The organism is Cognaticolwellia aestuarii (assembly GCF_002000025.1).
GTDB classification, from domain to species: Bacteria; Pseudomonadota; Gammaproteobacteria; order Enterobacterales; family Alteromonadaceae; genus Cognaticolwellia; species Cognaticolwellia aestuarii.
The window spans coordinates 28084-47030 of the sequence record NZ_MUZV01000008.1; the positions used below are offsets into that span (position 1 = coordinate 28084).

The window sequence follows — 18947 nt, forward strand, 5'->3', positions numbered from 1 at the left end:
TATGAGGCCTTATTAATGATATTAAGTTGTTTATTCTTGACGGTAAGTACTGAAAAAGTTTGCTAACTTCTCAAGTGCTGGTTTTAATTCGTCAACATGGGGTAAAAATACTAAACGAAAATAGTTTTTTTGTTCGACATTAAAAGCTCGTCCTTGTACTAATAGAATTTTTTCTTGCTTGAGTAGGTCTAAGATCATTTTCTCATCATCGTTGATATTAAATTTTTTCTGATCAACTTTGACAAAGAAATATAATGCCCCCATCGCTTGATTACATGACAGCCCATCGATGCTATTAATCATTTTATAAGCAAGGTTGCGCTGTTTTAGTAAACGCCCATCGCCTTTTATTAACTCATTAATACTTTGATATCCACCCAGTGCTGTTTGAATAGCATGCTGAGCGGGCACATTGGCACATAAGCGCATTGATGAAAGGATATTTAAACCTTCTAAATAATCTTCAGCATGAATTTTAGGTCCTGTTATCACCATCCAACCGGCACGAAAGCCAGCAATACGATAATTTTTTGATAACCCGCCCATCGTGATAATTAAAACATCGTTCGCTAATCTTGCCGTCGGAATATGCTGGGCTTGGTCGTAAAGGATTTTATCGTATATTTCATCACTGAAAATGATCAGGTTATGTTTACGTGCTAGAGCAATAATGCCTTGTAGGACTTCTTCGCTGTAAACTGCACCGGTAGGGTTGTTTGGGTTAATTAATACAATCGCTTTGGTTTTTGACGATATTTTTTTCGCCATATCGTCTAAATTTGGAAACCACTGATTATCTTCATCACAATGGTAATGTATTGGCTCGCCACCAGATAGGGCAACAGCGGCGGTCCATAAAGGATAATCAGGAGCCGGAATTAATACTTCATCACAATTATTAAGCAAACCTTGCATGGCCATCACAATAAGCTCACTGACGCCATTGCCAATGAAAATGTCATCAACACTCACGTCTAAAATGCCTTGCTGTTGAAAGTATTGCATGACGGCAACACGTGCTGGATAAATACCTTTAGATTCGCAATACCCTTGAGCTGTTGGTAAATGATGAATCACGTCTTTTAAAATATCATCAGGCGCTGCAAAGCCAAATGGTGCCGGATTGCCGATATTAAGTTTTAAAATTTTATGACCTTCATCTTCTAAACGCTTAGCTTCGGCGGCGACTTGCCCACGAATTTCATAACATACGTTTTTTAGTTTTGAAGATTTTTGAATAGTTTTCATAATGTTGGTCTTTTAAAAGTTAATGAATATGGTCATTTATTGGCTATCGCGTGTTCACGTTTACCTTAACCCATTGTTGCGAATATTGACTAACTTTGAAACAGTTACTTGCAATTTTTTTATGGCAAAGCACTAATATTTACGTCATCTTGAGGTGGTGATTAAATTTTCAACAATATATTGTTTAATATCTGCTTTATGAGGAGACTTACCTATGCCTTTACCATTACTTTGGATAGGCGCTGCTGCTGTATCAGCGCTAGCGGTTAAAGGGTTAGCTGATGATCGACAGTCTCAGCAACGTAAGCGTTTTAATTATTATCATGCACAAACATTGGCAGACTTAGCTCCTTATGAGTCTGCTATTGCGACATATCCAACCGATATGTTGCTAACTGTGCAGCAGGTTAAACCGGTTGCTGGCGCAATTGTTTGTTGTGGCATTGGTGGCGTATTAGATCATAGCGGCATTTGGGTTGATGAAAATACCATTATAGAACTTGATGGTAATGGCCTAATAAAACCTGTGTCGGCGCAGCGCTTTACTGATACACGTACAGGTAAAGGTATTTTTATTGCGTGCGACTCTTTAGGTGTGCCTTTAGCAAGTGAAATGGCGGCTCAGCGAGCAGTAGCGCAAATATTTCAAGTCAGAGACTATCATCTATTAGATAATAATTGTCACCAATTTATTTGGGAGTGCTTTCAAACGGATTCAAAAAAAGTTACTACTTTTAAAGCCTTATCACTTAATGTTGCCGATTTATTTGATCGGGTTGTGTATTGGGATCGATGTGTGTAAATCACATTAAATTACAGTGGGTAAAGTAAAAAAACGGCTTTGCATAAGCATGCAAAGCCGTATTTTTTTATGTGAGTTTATAGCGTTACAATGTAATGGTCAGCCACTTAATCAACCAGAGGGTAAATTATTTTGTAAATAACGACATCACGTCGCTGATGGCTAACATTGATTTTTCACCACTAATACGGTTTTTAACTTCAATTTCTTGATTATCAAGGTTACGTTCACCAATAACGAGTAATAATGGTGTACCCATGAGTTCATGATCGGCAAACATAACACCTGGACGCTCTTTGCGGTCATCAAAAATAACTTCAATACCTGCAGCTTGCAATTGTTCGTATAAGTTTTCAGCAGTTTCTTTAACGCGAGCAGATTTTGCCATATTCATTGGTACAATCGCCACTTGATATGGAGCAATAGCAGCAGGCCATTTAATACCATATTTATCATGGTTTTGCTCAATTGCGGCAGCAACAATACGTGAAACTCCAATACCGTAACAACCCATAGTTAGCGTTTGGTTCTTGCCAGCCTCAGTTAATACGCCGCAGTTCATTTCTTGAGCATATTTTTCACCTAATTGGAAAATATGCCCGACTTCAATACCACGTTTAATGACAATGTTACCTTCACCACAAGGGCTAGGGTCGCCTTCAACTACGTTGCGTAAATCTTCAACGCGATAGTTTTGTGCATCACGATCCCAATTTACCCCAGTAAAGTGCATATCATTTTTATTAGCGCCACAAACAAAATCAGCTAAATGTGCGGCACTGCGATCAACAATAACATCAATGGTTAAACCAACTGGGCCAATTGAACCCGCGTTGCAGCCAGCTGCAGCGATAATTTGTTCTTCAGTCGCAAAAGTTAATGGCGCGGCAATTTGAGCTAAGTTTTCAGCTTTTACTTCGTTAAGTTGATGATCGCCACGTAACACCAAGGCCACAATAGGTGCTTCATTTTCTTTTGTTGACGTGCCGAGTACCAACAAGGTTTTTACAGTAGTTGTTGGGTCAACGCTAAGCAGCTTTGCCACGTCTTCGATAGTACGTGCATTAGGCGTTGAAACTTCTGTTAACCCTTGTGTTGCTGCAGGTCGTTCACCTGTTGGTGCTAGCGCTTCAGCTTTTTCAACGTTGGCGGCAAAGTCACTAACATCACTAAAAGCAATATCATCTTCACCTGAGTCTGCTAATACATGGAATTCATGTGAAGCTTCACCACCAATTGAGCCAGTATCGGCTATCACAGGGCGGTAATCTAGGCCTAGGCGATCAAATATTCGACAATAAGCGTCGAACATCACTTGATAGGTTTTTCTTAGGCAGTCTTCGCCTAAATGAAAAGAATAAGCATCTTTCATTAAAAATTCACGGCCACGCATTACGCCAAAACGTGGACGAATCTCATCACGAAATTTGGTTTGTACTTGAAAGACGTTAAGTGGCAATTGCTTGTAGCTACTAATTTCATTGCTAACAAGTTTAGTGATCACTTCTTCGTGAGTTGGACCTAAGACAAAAGCACGATTATGACGATCGTTTAGGCGTAATAACTCAGGACCGTAGTCTTCCCAACGACCCGACTCTTGCCATAAATCTGCAGGTTGTACCATTGGCATTAATACTTCTAAAGAGCCAGCACGTTCCATTTCTTCACGAACGATATTTTCTACTTTACGTAATACTTTTAAACCTGTCGGCAACCAAGTATATAAGCCTGATGCTACATTACGTACTAAGCCTGCACGTAACATTAATTGGTGGCTGATAACTTCAGCACTAGCAGGGGTTTCTTTCAAAGTTGAAAGTAAATATTGGCTTGTACGCATTGAGAAAAAATTCCATTAGTAAGCGAGTAATAAATATGTCGGGTATTCTAGCAGGGCAGTTTCAGCCACAAAAGGTTTAAATTGCTTCAAATGTTAAAAATTATCGATTAATCATTACGGACCCTAGTTAATAGTGATTAATTCCCTTGATCACTTGTTGATTTTTCGTCATACCACCAATCGTTAGTAGCTTAGCATCAACGACTAATAAACCTCGATGGTCCATGGTAGCTGTTTCAGTATTCGATATTTTCCAGGTATTTGTGTCGAGGTTATAGTACCAAATTTCATTGCTTGGCTCGGATGGATTACCGTTATACCCGACGCCATTATAGTTGTAAGGATTATGGCTACCACCAACGAAGACAATTTCTTTGGCTTGGGTAACGGGGTTTATTAAGCCTGTGGCTGCCATGCGGTAACGTGATATACCTGTTGGATGTTGAACTTTAAACCATGAGATACGACTAGGATCATTTGGGTTTATTTCACCACGATAACAAGCTGCTTCTGCGGCATAGCTGCGACGTTTATTGAGGTGAACATCAACCCTGACACCATCACATACCAGTAACTTATTGCCGATAATACCGCCTGCTTGGCCAAATACTGCCTTACCTGGGAACGGGGATGCTTGCTGCCATTGGTTGGTTTGGCTGTCATACAGTTGTACTAAATTAACGTTACCGTCGTTATGCCAACCACTGACGAGATAAATGTAACGATTTTCATAGACGAGCGCAATGCTGTCATCGACAGGCACTGGCATTGAGGCTAATGCACGGTACTGATCTTTTATTACGTCATAGGCATATACATCAGGGATCGATACTTCGCTATGATCTTTAGCTACAGTATAACCTCCAAAAACATAGGCAAGTTCGTTGATAGCAGTAGCGACACTTGCCAGTCGTCCTGTTAACTTGTTAATTGGTTGGGCAATAGGAACGGACGATTTTCTATGCCACTGATTATTCGTAACGTCAAAAACATAAAGGTGATTGTGTACATCTTGATGATCTTTATTGGCGCCTAAACCAGAAAATGATAGCAAGTACCAATGGTGATCAACTTTCACTTGTGCAACTGCATTATTTGTTACTGGGGGCGGTAGAAAGCTGTTTTCATTTGCCTTGACGCCTAATGATGTGAAGGCCAATAAAGTGTTGAGTAACATCAGGGACGCGAATATAAATTTGCTCATAGTTTATTTTAGATGCTCATTGGTGAAAGAATTTAGCGAACTCCTAGCCTAGCAAATAATATTAACGCGCTATAGCTTTATTCAATTGTCAGGCGCTAAAAGCAAATATTATTGTATTGAGAAATAAGCAAATAACTGATGTTACGTAGTTTATTTATTGTTAACGTATGGTGCCCCAATGTTCTATTTTAGCAATAGTATCGGGAATAGAGCGCTGGAGAGTCTGTTTTAGGCTAAAAATTTTATGACTAACATTTCAAGGTTTTCAGGTAATGCATTATTTATTATTAACTACTTTTGCTGTTTTATTATGGAGTAGCCTAGCGGTTATTGTTGCTCAACTTGGGCATGTGCCGCCATTTTTCTTACTGGCTTGTTGCTTATTTATTGGTGGCAGTTTGTCGCTATGGCGTTACAAGCAATGGCAATTAAAAGCAACACTCTTACTTGTCGGTGTTTGCGGTATTTTTGGTTATCATTTTTTGTTGTTTATGGCGCTAAGACTTGCTCCACCGGTTGGTGCTAATCTACTTAATTATTTATGGCCGCTATTTATTTTATTATTTACGCCATTGTTTTTTCGTGAAATAACGCTTAGTAAACGGCAAGTTTTCGGCACTTTAGTGTCTTTGTTTGGTGCAGGTCTTATTGTCGCCGCTGATGGTGCGACATTTTCAAGTGATGATATTTTCGGTTATACCTTAGCCATATTATCGGCATTAATCTGGGCATGTTACTCATTATTATCAAAAAAATTAACTTTAACTTATGCGCAATTTGGTTCTGCTACTGTTGGGCTTTTTTGTTTGATATCAGCTGGTTTAGCAGCTGCTTCACATCTAATCTTCGAGACTACACCTGTGATTTCATGGGGTGACTCAAGTTTAATATTTTTGTTAGGATTAGGTCCTATGGGGATTTCATTTTATTGCTGGGATGGCGCAGTTAAAAAAGGTGATCCTAGGGTTATTGCCACCATTTCCTATTTTACGCCATTACTCTCGACATTGATGCTGGTTGCTTTTAGTGAGCAAGTTTTCAGTCAGGAGATCTTTATTGCAATGTGCCTGATTGTATCAGGAGCTTTGCTGGCAAATCTTAATTTACGCTCATTACAAAAAACAACATTAAGGCAATAGGTTATTAAAAACTAATGGGTTTACGTTTTGTTCGGACAGCCTCAGCCTTTTGAACTACTTTGACCTGATTCTTGGAGCTGTTTTTAGTTGCTGTTGATAGCGTTTTTTGTTTTTTAGGCTTACTGTTTTCGGTGTTATCTGCCGCTGTTAACTTATGCGCGGTTTGTATATTGTCATTCGCTTTAACAAGGTTAACCTGTATGGTTTCACCATTAAATTCGATAATATCGTTGTGATAGACTTTTTTGCGCTTTTGAAATTCAACTTCGTTATTTAATAAAACATAGCCTTCACTGATCACTATTTTGGCTTCTCCGCCACCGCCAACCATATTGGCTATTTTTAATAATTTGCAGAGCTCAATGGGTTGTACAGAAATATCAACAAGAGGAATAACGTGAGTCATGGCTGACCTTTAAAGACAAGAAAACAAAGCGTGATTATAACTGAGTTAGTGAGTGATGTCCTCTGCTCATGAACTAATTACTTGTTTAACTTTCTTGGCAGTGGAGTTCGTGTTTATTGGCTAGAAATATAATTTTAGTTACATCAGCAAGGTATTAAGTCGGACATTCCTCTTGTGTAAACTAGCTTGCTCTGTATAATGCGCCCCCAGCAGAAACGGCAAAATACTTGAAAGGGTATTACGCAAAACTACCGATCTAAGGGGCTTACCTATGATAGCGGGGTTTCCAACGCGATTTGATTTAGTATCAATAGTTCGTTTCATTGATTTAATTTTTATTGATATTAAGGCAATATTTTTCATGAAAAACATTTTAATCTTGAGCACATTTTTATTCATCGCAACAACTTACTCAGAAAAAGCCCAGGCACAAAATGTGGCTAAATCATTATGTGAGTATGTTTCAGCTGATGATAAGTCTCGTTTACGCTCTTATTTAAAATCTCATAAATTAAAAATCCGCAATGTATTTGATGGTGTGCAGTGTAATGGTCAAAATTTAGTGGCTTTTGCTAGCACAAACAATGCAATTAAAACAGGCACATTAATGTTAGGTAAATTACCTAAAGCAACAGTTGAAGATTTACTAGCAACAATAACTTCTCCAGAGTTAACTGCAGCAGCAAAACAACGCATTAATGGCTAATATGTCATGACATAAATAAAAAAGCGGACAATAGTCCGCTTTTTTATTGCCTAAATTTCAACATTATCGACAAACTTAGCTTCTTGAAGTGTATGACTGCTAACGTGTGTTTATCAGCTTTTAAACAGAGTTAGCCATAAAATACAGTTGGCTTTTATTGCTTGGTGGCTTATTCTAGCCAGCTGATTTGTCTGCTGCCGTTAGCGTATAACAATTTAATACTTAAAGTTTTACTGCTCAAAAGTGTGTTGTAATTTATTATTGGTGCTAGATAAGTGAGGGATAGTTAATCTACTATCTACGTTTTAGCAATATATCTCAATTTTAGTGATAACTTTAAGGGAACATCATGATCATTCAAACAATAGCAAAATTTTTTAAATTAGCGGCAATTCCTTTGTTACTCGGCTTTCCTATCGCGATAATCGCTTATCGTTTACAAGTTTGGCAAATGGCAACATCTTTTCAGATCATAAAGTTTACCGGTTATGGCAGTGCCATTATATTTACATTAGCGCTACTATTAGCTTTATTCTCGCTATTTAAAAAGCAAGCTAATGTCGCGAAAAGCTATGGTTTGGTGATGATTTTACTTGCTATACCTGTAATAGGTTTATCAATGCAAGCGTCTAAAGCTAAGTCCTTGCCTTTTATACACCATGTAAGTACTGACACTGTTAACCCTCCTAAATTCCAAGCTATTGTAGCGCTGCGTGGCGAAAACAGTAATCCATTGGCATATGACAGCGAAAAGTTAGCACCTTTGCAAAAAGCAGCTTACCCCAAGGTGAAATCGATTATGAGTGAGCTAAATACTCAGCAAGCCTTTAGCCGTGCTGTTGATACAGCGATGAACTTAGGTTGGGAGATCGTTGCAAAGAATGCTGAGCAAGGCATTATTGAAGCTGTAGATACAACATTACTTTGGGCGTTTAAAGATGATGTGGTTATTCGTATTCAGGCAACAACTTCTGGCAGCAAAATTGATTTGAGGTCAATTTCTCGCATTGGTGGTACCGATCTAGGGGCAAATGCTAAACGTGTGGAAACGTTTATCAGCAACTTTTCAGCTAACTAAACCACGTTGAGGCTATTTATTTACTTATTATAGTGTTTTCATACGTTAGCCGCATGCATTGAGCCTGAGTAATATAAATTACTCAGGCTTTATTTTCTACTCTATCACTTCTTGTTGTGTATTCTTCTCGGTTCTCGTTGCATCTAACGTTTTACGACTAAGCGATTATCATTAGCTAAAAATATGATCTAATGAAGCTGTGTATAATTTTTTGATTTTAACTAATAACTAATAACTGATACAGCTTATAAAAGTGCAGTAGGTGATCTTATTTGTATTTGTAAAATGGCTTAAATCTTAGGAAGCAGTAGAATAGGAGTATGGTGGACGATACTGGGCTTGAACCAGTGACCCCCGCCTTGTAAGGGCGGTGCTCTCCCAACTGAGCTAATCGTCCGTAACTATTGAATAGTTAATGACTCGATATATTTTAAATGGTGGACGATACTGGGCTTGAACCAGTGACCCCCGCCTTGTAAGGGCGGTGCTCTCCCAACTGAGCTAATCGTCCATAACTATTTAATAGTATATGAATCTGTGTAATATAAATGGTGGACGATACTGGGCTTGAACCAGTGACCCCCGCCTTGTAAGGGCGGTGCTCTCCCAACTGAGCTAATCGTCCATTTATATTACAGCGTAATTTTTATATTTTATTTCAACCACTTGTAAAGTAAGTGGTGGACGATACTGGGCTTGAACCAGTGACCCCCGCCTTGTAAGGGCGGTGCTCTCCCAACTGAGCTAATCGTCCAATATAACTAAAATATTAAAACTACAAACAGAGAAGTGGTGGACGATACTGGGCTTGAACCAGTGACCCCCGCCTTGTAAGGGCGGTGCTCTCCCAACTGAGCTAATCGTCCTTCTCTGTGGGGGCGTATTATAGGGAGATCGAAAAAGCTGTCAACCAAAACACTGCAATTTTTTATTATTTTTTTAACTATTTAGCTTAAACGCTCTATATTTCGACAGGCTGATGGTTTTATGAGCTTTCTTGGCTTTGTTACTACTACTTGTTAATAAATTTAACCGGCTAAAAGGTGTATTTCCGGCTCTTGCCTGATAAAATGTTGCCAACTTTACAAATAACTTTTCATTTGTTTGCTGATTTTGGTAAATAAATATATTTCATTGAGACTTTTATGACTTTAACAACTCGATTTGCCCCGAGCCCAACGGGCTATTTACATGTTGGTGGTGCTCGTACTGCTTTATATAGTTGGCTCTATGCACAAAAAAATGGCGGCGATTTTATTCTTAGAATAGAAGACACTGATCTTGAGCGTTCAACTCAAGCATCTGTTGATGCCATTATGGATGGTATGAACTGGCTGAACTTAGCATGGACACACGGTCCTTACTTTCAAACTCAACGCTTTGACCGATATAAAGACGTTATTGAGCAACTATTAGCGTCAGGTAATGCTTACCGTTGTTACTGTACAGCTGAAGAAGTTGACGCTATGCGTGAAGAAGCTAAAGCAAAAGGTGAAATAGAGAAATATAATGGTTTTTGGCGTGAACGTACCGATTACCCCGCAGATAAGCCTTATGCTATTCGTTTTAAAAACCCATTAGACGGCGATGTTGTTATTAAAGATATGGTTAAAGGTGATATAACCATAAGTAATGAACAGCTTGATGATCTTGTCATTGCTCGTTCCGATGGTACGCCAACCTATAACTTAACAGTGGTTGTTGATGACTGGGATATGAAAGTATCGCATGTGGTACGTGGTGATGATCATATTAGTAATACGCCAAAGCAAATTAATATTTTAAAAGCTTTGGGTGCAACAGTACCTGAGTACGCGCATATTCCAATGATATTAGGTGATGATGGCAAACGTTTATCAAAGCGTCATGGTGCGGTAAGTGTAATGCAGTATCGTGATGATGGTTACTTACCAGAAGCGTTACTTAATTATTTGGTTCGTTTAGGTTGGTCACACGGTGATAAAGAAATTTTCTCTCGTGAAGAGATGATTGAATTATTCGATCTGAAAGACTGTAATAGAGCACCGTCAGGTTTTAACACGGATAAGCTTATTTGGGTTAATCAGCATTACATGAAAACTTTAGATCCAGTTTACGTGGCATCTCACCTTGAATGGCATATGAAAGAGCAGGGCATTAATATTGAAAACGGCCCTGCGCTAGCAGAAATTGTTAAAGTACAAGCTGATCGTGTTAAAACCCTAAAAGAGATGGCACAAATCAGTCGTTACTTTTATGAAGATTTCACCGAGCTTGATGCTGGAGCGGTTAAAAAGCACTTACGACCGGTAGTTAAAGAGCCTTTATTGTTAGTAAAAGAAAAATTAGCTGCTCTGACTGATTGGTCACCTGAGCCAATTCATGCTGCAATTAATGATACTGCTGTAGAACTAGAAGTGGGTATGGGGAAAGTCGGAATGCCTTTACGAGTTGCAGCAACCGGTGGTGGTAACTCTCCATCTCTAGACATCACATTAGCGCTATTAGATCAACAAAAAGTATTATCCCGAATTGATCAAGCTATTGAGGTGGTTGAAGCACGTATAGCTAACAGCTAGTGTCTGAGTAATTTTTCAGCGCATCAGATAAGAAAGCCAGCGTAATTGCTGGCTTTTTATATTTAGGAAGGTTAGAAATAGCTTTGTTAATGCAACAAAACTAGGTCTTTAAAACTTAGTTGTATCGGTAAATAAGCCTACTTTTAAATCTTTAGCTGTGTAAATCACACGACCATCAACAGAAACCGTTCCGTCAGCAATACCCATAAACAGCTTTCGTTTGATAACGCGCTTTAAAGTAATTTTGTAAGTTACTTTTTTTGCTGTTGGTAAAATTTGTCCGGTGAATTTTACTTCGCCGACACCTAAAGCACGGCCATGACCAGGGCCACCAGACCATGCTAAATAAAAGCCTGTTAATTGCCACATGGCGTCTAAACCAAGGCAACCTGGCATGACTGGATCACCCTTGAAATGACAATCAAAAAACCACAAGTCTGGATTAATATCTAACTCGGCAATGATTTCTCCTTTGCCATGTTCACCACCATCATCATTAATGCTAATAATTCTATCCATCATTAACATATTGTCAGAAGGCAATTGGCTGTTACCAGCACCAAACATTTCGCCAGTACCCGCTTTTATTAAGTCTTCTTTCGAGAACGAATTTTTTTGTTCCATGGGCTCACTTACATTTATTGAGAATTTAAAAGCGTTACTTTAGCGAACACTTGTACGCTAAACAACTCCGAACAGTTAAATAAATATAGTTTTCACTTAACAAAGGTCAAAAAATTTGTCAGTATTAGTTATGCGTAACCGCTTTGATTGTTAAAAATAAAACAGGTAAGTTATTGATGAGTATTAAAAAGAAAGCATTAACTAATGCAGAAAAGCAAAAGCGTTATCGTGAAAGGCAGAAAGACCGAGGCAAAAAAGAAATGCGTGGTTATTTATCACCAGAAGCACAAAAATGCTACGAATTGATTGCTGAACAAACAAAATGGAATGACAGTATTATTTTAAGTAATGCCGTTCGTTTGACTTATGCTGCCTATAAAAATGGTCAAATTGGTTTATTAAATAGTTGGTTAAACAAAAATGAGCTTTAATCATGATATTTTTTGGTTGTTTAAATGCAACAAAAAGAGAAATTAGATTGTGTTAAAGTGCAATTAACTATATTATTTTTTACTTAATTCTACTGTTTTTTATAAAGTAATTATAAGGTAACTCTACGTTGATAAATGTTTTGCTGGTTGATGACCATGAGTTGGTTCGTACTGGAATACGAAAAATCCTAGACGAAGTAAAAGGACTTAAGGTGGTTGGTGAGGCTAAAACAGGCGAAGAAGCCGTACAGTTTTGTCGCAAAAACGAACCTAATGTGGTGCTAATGGATATGAATATGCCAGGCATCGGTGGGCTAGAGGCGACTAAAAAGATCATTCGCTATGCGCCAGATGTTAAAGTTATTGTATTAACGGTGTATTGTGAAGAGCCCATTCCTACTAAAGTTATGCAAATAGGTGCTGCCGGTTATCTGACCAAAGGTGCTGGTCCTGATGAAATGATCAACGCCATTCGTGCAGTTAATAGTGGTCAACGCTATATTACGCCTGAAATAGCCCAGCAAATGGCATTGAGCCAATTTAAGTCGGCCGATGAAAACCCTTTCAGTACATTGTCTGAACGTGAACTACAAATCATGTTAATGATCACGCGTGGTGAAAAAGTGCCGGATATTTCTGAACAATTAGTATTGAGTACTAAAACGATTAATAGCTATCGCTATCGCATGTTTGAGAAACTTAATGTCGGCAACGATGTTGAGTTAACGCACTTGGCCATTCGCCATGGTATGTTGAAAACTGAAGCCCTATAACTTTTGTCTGAAAAAAACTTATCAAATGATGCTCTAACTTTTGATCATAAAGCCTTTCTAGCTGCGGTTTCTGAACAAGCTGGGGTGTATCGTATGTACGATATAAACCAAACCGTTATTTATGTTGGTAAGGCAAAGCATCTAAAAAAACGCTTAGCGAGCTACTTCCGCAAAGATGTTGGTAGTAATAAAACTCGCGCATTAGTCAAACAAATTACCGCTATTGATGTCACCGTAACGCACACAGAAGGCGAAGCGCTGATCCTCGAAAATAACTATATTAAGAAATATCAGCCAAAATATAATATTTTATTGCGCGACGATAAATCTTACCCATATTTATTGATCACCGACCATAAGCATCCTAAATTAGGTTTACACCGGGGTGGAAAAAAAGTTAAAGGTGATTATTTTGGGCCTTATCCAACCGTAGGTGCGGTATGGGAAAGTTTGCGCTTAATGCAAAAAATTTTTCCACTAAGGCAATGTGAGGATAGTTATTATCGAGCGCGAAGCCGACCTTGCTTGCAGTATCAGCTGGGGCGGTGCTCGGCGCCTTGTGTTGATAAAATATCACCAGAAGATTACCAAAAACAAGTTCAATTGGCTAAGTTGTTTCTCAAAGGTAAAAGCTCAACTGTGATTGAACATTTGGTCGATAATATGGAAAGTGCCAGTAAAACACTTAATTTTGAACTTGCGGCAAAATACAGAGATCAAATTGCGACTTTAAGAAAAGTGCAACAACAACAATTTGTTAGTGGTAGCGTTGCTGAAATGGATGTGATTGGTTTGCATCGTCATAAGTCTCAAGCTTGTATCCATTTATTATTTGTACGAGAGCAAAAAATATTAGGCAGTAAAAGCTATTTTCCAACGGTGCCAATTGATACCAGTGATGAGGAGATTATCTCTGCCTTTATTAGCCAGCATTATATTGGCAATGAACTTAACCTAGGGGCCATCCCAAAAGAAATCATTATTCCTAGTGCGATAGATAATCAACAAGATATTGTGCAAGTAATTTCTAGTCAAGCTGAGCGAGAAGTTAAGCTTTCCCATAATGTGCGCTCTGAGCGAGCGCAATACTTAAAATTAGCATGTACAAATGCAGCCACCGCATTAATGACCAGAAATTCGCATAAAGAGTCAATGCAAGCACGATTTTCGGCGCTTAATGAAGTGTTTGAATTGCCTAATGGTATATCACGTATTGAATGTTTTGATATTAGCCATACGATGGGGCAGCAAACCGTAGCGTCAAATGTAGTGTTTAATCAAGAGGGTCCATTAAAAAGTGATTACAGACGTTATAATGTGCACGGTATCACCCCCGGTGATGATTATGCTGCAATGGCGTTTGCTTTAGATAAACGCTACAGCAAAGTGATCAGTGAAGAAAAAATGCCTGATATTATTTTTATTGATGGTGGTAAAGGCCAGTTGTCAAAAGCTGAAGATTTTTTTGCCGGCATCGATAAAGTAAAAACCCCTCTGTTAGTAGGTGTTGCTAAAGGAGAGTCACGCAAGCCTGGTTTAGAGACTTTGATATTAGCGGGTAGTCATCAATTAATATCATTACCTGCAACATCTCCAGCTTTACACTTAGTACAGCACATTCGAGATGAGTCACATCGCTTTGCGATAACGGGACATCGAGCGAAACGACAAAAGGCAAGTAAAAAATCGACATTAGAAACAATTCCTGGCATAGGGGCCAAAAAACGACAAGCACTGCTGCAATACTTAGGAGGCTTACAAGAAGTATTAAAAGCGGATAGAGCGACCTTAGAGAAAGTCCCCGGTATTAGTAAAGTATTGGCGGAAAATATTTATGATGCCTTGCATGACAATTAGAACACGATCTGTGTAAAATGTGTTGTAACACTACTCACCTTTGATTAGATAACGATAAGAATATTAGACATATTATGTGGACAATTCCCAACCAAATTACATTATTTAGAATTATTTTAATCCCGATTTTTATTCTGGTATTTTATTTACCGGTATCGTGGAATCACTTTGGCGCTTTTGTGGTATTTTGGTTTGCAGCCATAAGTGATGCCTTAGACGGTTATTTAGCACGCAAACTTAATCAGTCATCTGCTTTTGGGGCCTTTATTGATCCCGTTGCTGATAAGTTAATGGTCGTGGCAGCACTTGTTATTTTGATTCAAGACCTACAAGTGTGGTGGATATCTATTTCAGCGATACTAATGATCTCTCGTGAAATTTTTATTAGCGCACTGCGAGAGTTTATGTCTTCGCGTGGTCTTAGAGATGTTATTGCGGTTTCACAAATGGGAAAATATAAAACTGCCGCTCAAATGCTCGGCATTATGGGATTAATTTGGTATCCAACGTATGACATTCCATTAATTTTATTTGAATTTCCGCATGAAATATTAATTTTTGCTGCATATTTCTTTTATGCCATCGCAACTGTGCTCACTTTTTGGTCTATGGTTATCTATTTTAAAGCTGCTTGGCCTGAGTTAACTAAGTAATTTACTCATAAATCGCGTGTTTTTAGCTAAAAAAACACCAGATTAGTCGCTTTTTGAGCAGTCAAAATAAAATTGATATTAAAGGGTTGACTCATCAGTTTTTCAATGTAGAATGCGTTTCCAGTTGGCAGGGAGTCAACACATGAAGCGGCTGTAGCTCAGCTGGTAGAGCATCACGTTGCCAACGTGAATGTCACGAGTTCGAGTCTCGTTAGCCGCTCCAATTTCTCTTTAAGTGAGAATTACAAGGAAATACTACTTACAAGTAGTGATATAAAACGGCGGGTTGGCAGAGTGGCCATGCACCGGATTGCAAATCCGATTACCTCGGTTCGACTCCGGGACCCGCCTCCATTGCCCGGGTGGTGGAATTGGTAGACACAAGGGATTTAAAATCCCTCGCTCATAGAGCGTGACGGTTCAAGTCCGTCTCCGGGTACCATATCATGAAATAGTAAGTTGTAATTACATATTGGCGTATGTAAAGTGTAAGTTTGAAATCTATGAAGCGGCTGTAGCTCAGCTGGTAGAGCATCACGTTGCCAACGTGAATGTCACGAGTTCGAGTCTCGTTAGCCGCTCCAATTTCAAACATGTGTAGTCTTAGTTAATATTGGCATTAATTAAGCAAGTGAAGCGGCTGTAGCTCAGCTGGTAGAGCATCACGTTGCCAACGTGAATGTCACGAGTTCGAGTCTCGTTAGCCGCTCCAATTTTTATTGATTTTACGTGAGTAAAATCGACGTAGTTACCAAGATTACGTTAAAAATACTTCTCGTTGCCCGGGTGGTGGAATTGGTAGACACAAGGGATTTAAAATCCCTCGCTTGTAAGAGCGTGCCGGTTCAAGTCCGGCCCCGGGTACCATTACTGTTTAGTAATAGTTGTATTTTATAGTTCTACGAAGCGGCTGTAGCTCAGCTGGTAGAGCATCACGTTGCCAACGTGAATGTCACGAGTTCGAGTCTCGTTAGCCGCTCCAATCTTTAAGATTTTATTATTCATCATTGAAATAAAATCGACGTAGTTACCAAGATTACGTTAAAAATACTCCTCGTTGCCCGGGTGGTGGAATTGGTAGACACAAGGGATTTAAAATCCCTCGCTTGTAAGAGCGTGCCGGTTCAAGTCCGGCCCCGGGTACCATTACGACAGTATTATTCCTACTCTATATATCTATCATTTCTTTTTATTATAACTTTTAAATTAAATCTATCGGCTTATAAAGTGTTTATAACATGTTTTATATGCAAAATGTTACAGCTTAACTTTAGCTTTTGGTAGTAATGATCAGCTGACTATTTAATATGAAATTACATTTTTTAACAAAGCGACTATCTTTTGTCGCGTATTATGAAGTGTTTTTATAAAAACTTTTTATTTTTCCACAATTTCCGAGAACTTAGTATGAGATTACAAAAATCAATTCTTGCAGCAGCCATCACATTAGCAACTTTTAATAGCTACTCTGCCTCTTTTCAATTAAACGAAACAAGTGCCTCAGGCTTAGGGCGAGCGTTTGCTGGCGATGCTGTAATAGCGGACGATGCTGCTGTTTTAGCGCGTAATCCTGCAGCAATGGCATTGTTCGACAAGGCTGCTTTTTCTCTAGCCGCAACCTATGTTGATCCCGGTGTAAATATCAAAGGTATCGATGCTCCAGACCTACTTGGTGCAGATTATGATGCTAGCGAGCTTAAACAGGATGGCGTCGTGCCAACGGCAATCGTCCCTGCAATGTACTTTATTAACCCAGTGAATGACACATTTGCTTATGGTGTTGCCTTTAACTCGAATTTCGGCTTAAAAAGTGAGTACGATAATGATTATGCAGCGGGTTCTATTGGTGGTAAAACCGATTTAAAAACTATTAATGCTAATATTAGCGGTTCATACCGAATCAATGAGCAATTAAGCTTAGGTTTAGGGTTAAATGTTGTTTATGGTGAAGCTGAATTAATTAGGCATGCTGGCCGTGTTCTCGAAAATGGCGTAACAATCCCTGGTGTTGGGACTGTTGTTGCTCCTGTGCCTGGTCGTACTGAAATTGTCAATATGGCTGGTGATGATTTTGGTTATGGTTGGAATATTGGTGTGGTTTATGAAATTAATAAAAGCCACCGCTTTGCGCTGACTTACCGTAGCGAAGTTGAACTAGCCTTTGATGGTGAGTTTTCTGGATTAGGTGTGCAAGAGCAAGCCGCTAGCTTATCTGTTGATATGCCTGCGATAGCTGAGTTTTCAGGTTTTCATCAACTTACCGAACAATGGGCTACACACTACAGTATTATGTACACTCAGTGGTCGAGTTTTGAAAAGTTAGAAGCATTTACTGGTGATACGCTAGCATTTGAGAAAGAAGAAAACTTTGAAGATACTTACCGTTTTGCTTTAGGCGCAACCTATGATGTTAACCAAGATCTAGTCTTAAGACTTGGGATTGCTTTTGACCAATCTGCAGCCGTAGATTATCGTTCAATATCAATTCCTGACAGTGACAGACTTTGGTATAGCGCAGGCGCTACCTATCAACTAGATAACAATGACAGCATTGATTTTGGTGTTTCTTACATCAATGGTGATAATGTTATTGTTACTGAAGAAGATGCGTTATTAGCGCAATTGCCTAGCTCTTTAGATGGCGTTGTCGGCAATAAGGATTGGAATTTTAGTTCTGAAGGCAATGCTTTAATTATTGCGATTCAATATAATAAAACCTTCTAGTTAGTATCCCGATAATAGGTACTTAATAGTTAAAATATTAAGTACCTAATGACGTCATAAAAGCCAACCAAGTTTTAGGTTGGCTTTTTTATGACTTGTTCAATGTGGGTGATTGTAAAAGCTCAATGGTTAAGAAACAGTGTGACTAAAAATCCTAAAAAAGTTCAGTAGCTCCAACTAATAATAAACGTATGAGTGTTAGCATCACAACCAGAGAGTATAAATGTGTGAACTACAGCATAGTAAATAGCATCTCTGAACTAAGATTATTGTCGCCACTAAGCATGCAGACTCTAAAAACTAACAGCGCTTTTATAGCCTAGTATGATTAAAGCGCCTTTAAGAAGTCTAATACGACTTGGTGATGATCTTTAGTTTTGAATTTATTGAATATATGCTCAATGTTACCATTTTCATTTATCAGGAAGCTTGTGCGAACAACCCCCATATTTTCTTTACCCATAAATTTTTTCAATTGCCAGACCTGATACTTCTCACAAACTGCGTGGTTTTCATCAGCGAGTAAAGTAAAATTAAGCTCTTGCTTATTGATGAAATTAGTTAGTTTTCTTGGTGTGTCAGGGCTAATACCAAGCACGACAACATTAAGTGCATCAAGCTCTGCCTTAGAGTCGCGAAGTCCTTTAGCTTGTATAGTACAGCCTGGTGTACTTGCTCTAGGGTAAAAATAAAGTAGTGCCTTTTTTCCTTTTAGTTCAGATAAAGTAACGGGGTTACTGTCTTGATCTAAGAGTGTAAAATCAGGGGCTACTTGGCCAACGTCGATTGCCATTTTATTTTCCTTATTATTATGAAGACAGTGGGCTTATGGGGCTCCACCGAATATTGCTTGAGTGCGTTATTATGTTAGAGATGTTAAAACACGCTGTCTAACGTAAGAATA

General features: G+C 38.7%; 16 protein-coding genes, 13 tRNA genes and 1 riboswitch. Of the genes, 18 read left to right on the forward strand and 11 right to left on the reverse strand.

Translation table 11 applies throughout. From position 1 onward, the window contains the following. Nucleotides 1-30 precede the first annotated feature (30 nt). Nucleotides 31-1248, reverse strand: a complete 1218-nt coding sequence (locus B0169_RS12950; RefSeq protein ID WP_077286440.1) for a pyridoxal phosphate-dependent aminotransferase — start codon at nucleotides 1246-1248, stop codon at nucleotides 31-33. A 214-nt stretch (nucleotides 1249-1462) separates the two neighbouring features. On the opposite strand from B0169_RS12950, the gene B0169_RS12955 reads away from it, so the two are divergent. Next, nucleotides 1463-2050 carry a C40 family peptidase gene (locus B0169_RS12955; protein ID WP_077286442.1) on the forward strand — a complete coding sequence of 196 codons (588 nt, stop codon included), beginning with the start codon at nucleotides 1463-1465 and terminating at the stop codon, nucleotides 2048-2050. Nucleotides 2051-2177: 127 nt separating this feature from the next. Here B0169_RS12955 and B0169_RS12960 read toward each other — a convergent pair whose 3' ends face one another. Further along, nucleotides 2178-3890 (reverse strand): proline--tRNA ligase, encoded by a 1713-nt coding sequence (locus B0169_RS12960; RefSeq protein WP_077286444.1) that lies wholly within the window; start codon nucleotides 3888-3890, stop codon nucleotides 2178-2180. Nucleotides 3891-4017: 127 nt separating this feature from the next. Further along, nucleotides 4018-5094: a Kelch repeat-containing protein gene (locus B0169_RS12965; RefSeq protein ID WP_077286446.1), complete on the reverse strand. Its 1077-nt coding sequence runs from the start codon at nucleotides 5092-5094 to the stop codon at nucleotides 4018-4020. A 272-nt stretch (nucleotides 5095-5366) separates the two neighbouring features. Here B0169_RS12965 and B0169_RS12970 point away from each other — a divergent pair, with 272 nt between their 5' ends. Continuing rightward, nucleotides 5367-6233, forward strand: a complete 867-nt coding sequence (locus tag B0169_RS12970) for a DMT family transporter (RefSeq protein WP_077286448.1) — start codon at nucleotides 5367-5369, stop codon at nucleotides 6231-6233. A gap of 4 nt (nucleotides 6234-6237) precedes the next feature. Here B0169_RS12970 and B0169_RS12975 read toward each other — a convergent pair whose 3' ends face one another. Further along, on the reverse strand, nucleotides 6238-6639 hold the full coding sequence (locus B0169_RS12975; protein WP_077286450.1) for an RNA-binding S4 domain-containing protein: 402 nt from the start codon (nucleotides 6637-6639) through the stop codon (nucleotides 6238-6240). 207 nt (nucleotides 6640-6846) lie between these two features. Then, nucleotides 6847-6930, forward strand: a riboswitch (cyclic di-GMP riboswitch). Nucleotides 6931-7000: 70 nt separating this feature from the next. On the opposite strand from B0169_RS12975, the gene B0169_RS12980 reads away from it, so the two are divergent. Both B0169_RS12980 and B0169_RS12985 read left to right on the forward strand, forming a co-directional pair. Then, the gene (locus B0169_RS12980; protein ID WP_077286452.1) at nucleotides 7001-7345 is read left to right on the forward strand and encodes a DUF3718 domain-containing protein; all 345 of its coding nucleotides are present in this window, start codon (nucleotides 7001-7003) and stop codon (nucleotides 7343-7345) included. 349 nt (nucleotides 7346-7694) lie between these two features. Continuing rightward, entirely contained in the window at nucleotides 7695-8423 is a 729-nt protein-coding gene (locus B0169_RS12985) for a DUF1499 domain-containing protein (protein ID WP_077286454.1), read from the forward strand. A gap of 321 nt (nucleotides 8424-8744) precedes the next feature. On the opposite strand, the gene B0169_RS12990 is transcribed toward B0169_RS12985, so the two are convergent. From B0169_RS12990 to B0169_RS13010, 5 genes are all read right to left on the reverse strand, one after another. Continuing rightward, nucleotides 8745-8820: transfer RNA gene (locus tag B0169_RS12990), tRNA-Val, on the reverse strand. Nucleotides 8821-8858: 38 nt separating this feature from the next. Continuing rightward, nucleotides 8859-8934, reverse strand: a tRNA-Val gene (locus B0169_RS12995). Nucleotides 8935-8972: 38 nt separating this feature from the next. After that, nucleotides 8973-9048, reverse strand: a tRNA-Val gene (locus B0169_RS13000). Nucleotides 9049-9101: 53 nt separating this feature from the next. Next, nucleotides 9102-9177: transfer RNA gene (locus B0169_RS13005), tRNA-Val, on the reverse strand. 36 nt (nucleotides 9178-9213) lie between these two features. Then, a tRNA-Val gene (locus tag B0169_RS13010) sits at nucleotides 9214-9289 on the reverse strand. Nucleotides 9290-9568: 279 nt separating this feature from the next. On the opposite strand from B0169_RS13010, the gene gltX reads away from it, so the two are divergent. Beyond that, nucleotides 9569-10981 carry a glutamate--tRNA ligase gene (gene gltX, locus B0169_RS13015; RefSeq protein ID WP_077286456.1) on the forward strand — a complete coding sequence of 471 codons (1413 nt, stop codon included), beginning with the start codon at nucleotides 9569-9571 and terminating at the stop codon, nucleotides 10979-10981. A gap of 108 nt (nucleotides 10982-11089) precedes the next feature. Here the strand turns inward: gltX and fabA are convergent, their stop codons facing one another. Continuing rightward, nucleotides 11090-11605 (reverse strand): bifunctional 3-hydroxydecanoyl-ACP dehydratase/trans-2-decenoyl-ACP isomerase, encoded by a 516-nt coding sequence (fabA, locus tag B0169_RS13020; protein ID WP_077286458.1) that lies wholly within the window; start codon nucleotides 11603-11605, stop codon nucleotides 11090-11092. Nucleotides 11606-11781: 176 nt separating this feature from the next. Between fabA and B0169_RS13025 the strand changes: the two genes are divergently transcribed. The 13 genes from B0169_RS13025 (at nucleotide 11782) to B0169_RS13085 (ending at nucleotide 18043) form a co-directional block, all read left to right on the forward strand. Continuing rightward, a complete protein-coding gene (locus tag B0169_RS13025) occupies nucleotides 11782-12036 on the forward strand; it encodes an anticodon-binding domain-containing protein (protein ID WP_077286460.1) in 255 nt (84 codons plus the stop codon). Nucleotides 12037-12164: 128 nt separating this feature from the next. After that, nucleotides 12165-12809: a UvrY/SirA/GacA family response regulator transcription factor gene (gene uvrY, locus B0169_RS13030; protein WP_077286462.1), complete on the forward strand. Its 645-nt coding sequence runs from the start codon at nucleotides 12165-12167 to the stop codon at nucleotides 12807-12809. A 3-nt stretch (nucleotides 12810-12812) separates the two neighbouring features. Continuing rightward, nucleotides 12813-14666, forward strand: a complete 1854-nt coding sequence (gene uvrC / locus B0169_RS13035; RefSeq protein ID WP_077286464.1) for an excinuclease ABC subunit UvrC — start codon at nucleotides 12813-12815, stop codon at nucleotides 14664-14666. A gap of 74 nt (nucleotides 14667-14740) precedes the next feature. After that, the gene (pgsA, locus tag B0169_RS13040) at nucleotides 14741-15319 is read left to right on the forward strand and encodes a CDP-diacylglycerol--glycerol-3-phosphate 3-phosphatidyltransferase (protein WP_143323547.1); all 579 of its coding nucleotides are present in this window, start codon (nucleotides 14741-14743) and stop codon (nucleotides 15317-15319) included. A gap of 147 nt (nucleotides 15320-15466) precedes the next feature. Further along, nucleotides 15467-15542, forward strand: a tRNA-Gly gene (locus tag B0169_RS13045). Nucleotides 15543-15599: 57 nt separating this feature from the next. Then, nucleotides 15600-15673, forward strand: a tRNA-Cys gene (locus B0169_RS13050). Between the two features lie 2 nt (nucleotides 15674-15675). Then, nucleotides 15676-15761 (forward strand) — tRNA-Leu (locus tag B0169_RS13055). A 66-nt stretch (nucleotides 15762-15827) separates the two neighbouring features. After that, nucleotides 15828-15903 (forward strand) — tRNA-Gly (locus tag B0169_RS13060). A 52-nt stretch (nucleotides 15904-15955) separates the two neighbouring features. Then, nucleotides 15956-16031: transfer RNA gene (locus B0169_RS13065), tRNA-Gly, on the forward strand. A 68-nt stretch (nucleotides 16032-16099) separates the two neighbouring features. Continuing rightward, a tRNA-Leu gene (locus B0169_RS13070) sits at nucleotides 16100-16186 on the forward strand. Between the two features lie 39 nt (nucleotides 16187-16225). After that, a tRNA-Gly gene (locus tag B0169_RS13075) sits at nucleotides 16226-16301 on the forward strand. Between the two features lie 77 nt (nucleotides 16302-16378). Next, nucleotides 16379-16465 (forward strand) — tRNA-Leu (locus B0169_RS13080). 261 nt (nucleotides 16466-16726) lie between these two features. Continuing rightward, a complete protein-coding gene (locus B0169_RS13085; RefSeq protein WP_077286468.1) occupies nucleotides 16727-18043 on the forward strand; it encodes an outer membrane protein transport protein in 1317 nt (438 codons plus the stop codon). A 328-nt stretch (nucleotides 18044-18371) separates the two neighbouring features. Here B0169_RS13085 and bcp read toward each other — a convergent pair whose 3' ends face one another. Then, nucleotides 18372-18836, reverse strand: a complete 465-nt coding sequence (gene bcp / locus B0169_RS13090) for a thioredoxin-dependent thiol peroxidase (RefSeq protein ID WP_077286470.1) — start codon at nucleotides 18834-18836, stop codon at nucleotides 18372-18374. Between the last annotated feature and the right edge of the window lie 111 nt (nucleotides 18837-18947).

Coding starts and splice junctions, on each gene's coding strand:
- B0169_RS12950 (WP_077286440.1), bottom strand. CDS start 1,248: ATGAAAACTATTCAAAAATCTTCAAAACTAAAAAACGTATGTTATGAA.
- B0169_RS12955 (WP_077286442.1), top strand. CDS start 1,463: ATGCCTTTACCATTACTTTGGATAGGCGCTGCTGCTGTATCAGCGCTA.
- B0169_RS12960 (WP_077286444.1), bottom strand. CDS start 3,890: ATGCGTACAAGCCAATATTTACTTTCAACTTTGAAAGAAACCCCTGCT.
- B0169_RS12965 (WP_077286446.1), bottom strand. CDS start 5,094: ATGAGCAAATTTATATTCGCGTCCCTGATGTTACTCAACACTTTATTG.
- B0169_RS12970 (WP_077286448.1), top strand. CDS start 5,367: ATGCATTATTTATTATTAACTACTTTTGCTGTTTTATTATGGAGTAGC.
- B0169_RS12975 (WP_077286450.1), bottom strand. CDS start 6,639: ATGACTCACGTTATTCCTCTTGTTGATATTTCTGTACAACCCATTGAG.
- B0169_RS12980 (WP_077286452.1), top strand. CDS start 7,001: ATGAAAAACATTTTAATCTTGAGCACATTTTTATTCATCGCAACAACT.
- B0169_RS12985 (WP_077286454.1), top strand. CDS start 7,695: ATGATCATTCAAACAATAGCAAAATTTTTTAAATTAGCGGCAATTCCT.
- gltX (WP_077286456.1), top strand. CDS start 9,569: ATGACTTTAACAACTCGATTTGCCCCGAGCCCAACGGGCTATTTACAT.
- fabA (WP_077286458.1), bottom strand. CDS start 11,605: ATGGAACAAAAAAATTCGTTCTCGAAAGAAGACTTAATAAAAGCGGGT.
- B0169_RS13025 (WP_077286460.1), top strand. CDS start 11,782: ATGAGTATTAAAAAGAAAGCATTAACTAATGCAGAAAAGCAAAAGCGT.
- pgsA (WP_143323547.1), top strand. CDS start 14,741: ATGTGGACAATTCCCAACCAAATTACATTATTTAGAATTATTTTAATC.
- B0169_RS13085 (WP_077286468.1), top strand. CDS start 16,727: ATGAGATTACAAAAATCAATTCTTGCAGCAGCCATCACATTAGCAACT.
- bcp (WP_077286470.1), bottom strand. CDS start 18,836: ATGGCAATCGACGTTGGCCAAGTAGCCCCTGATTTTACACTCTTAGAT.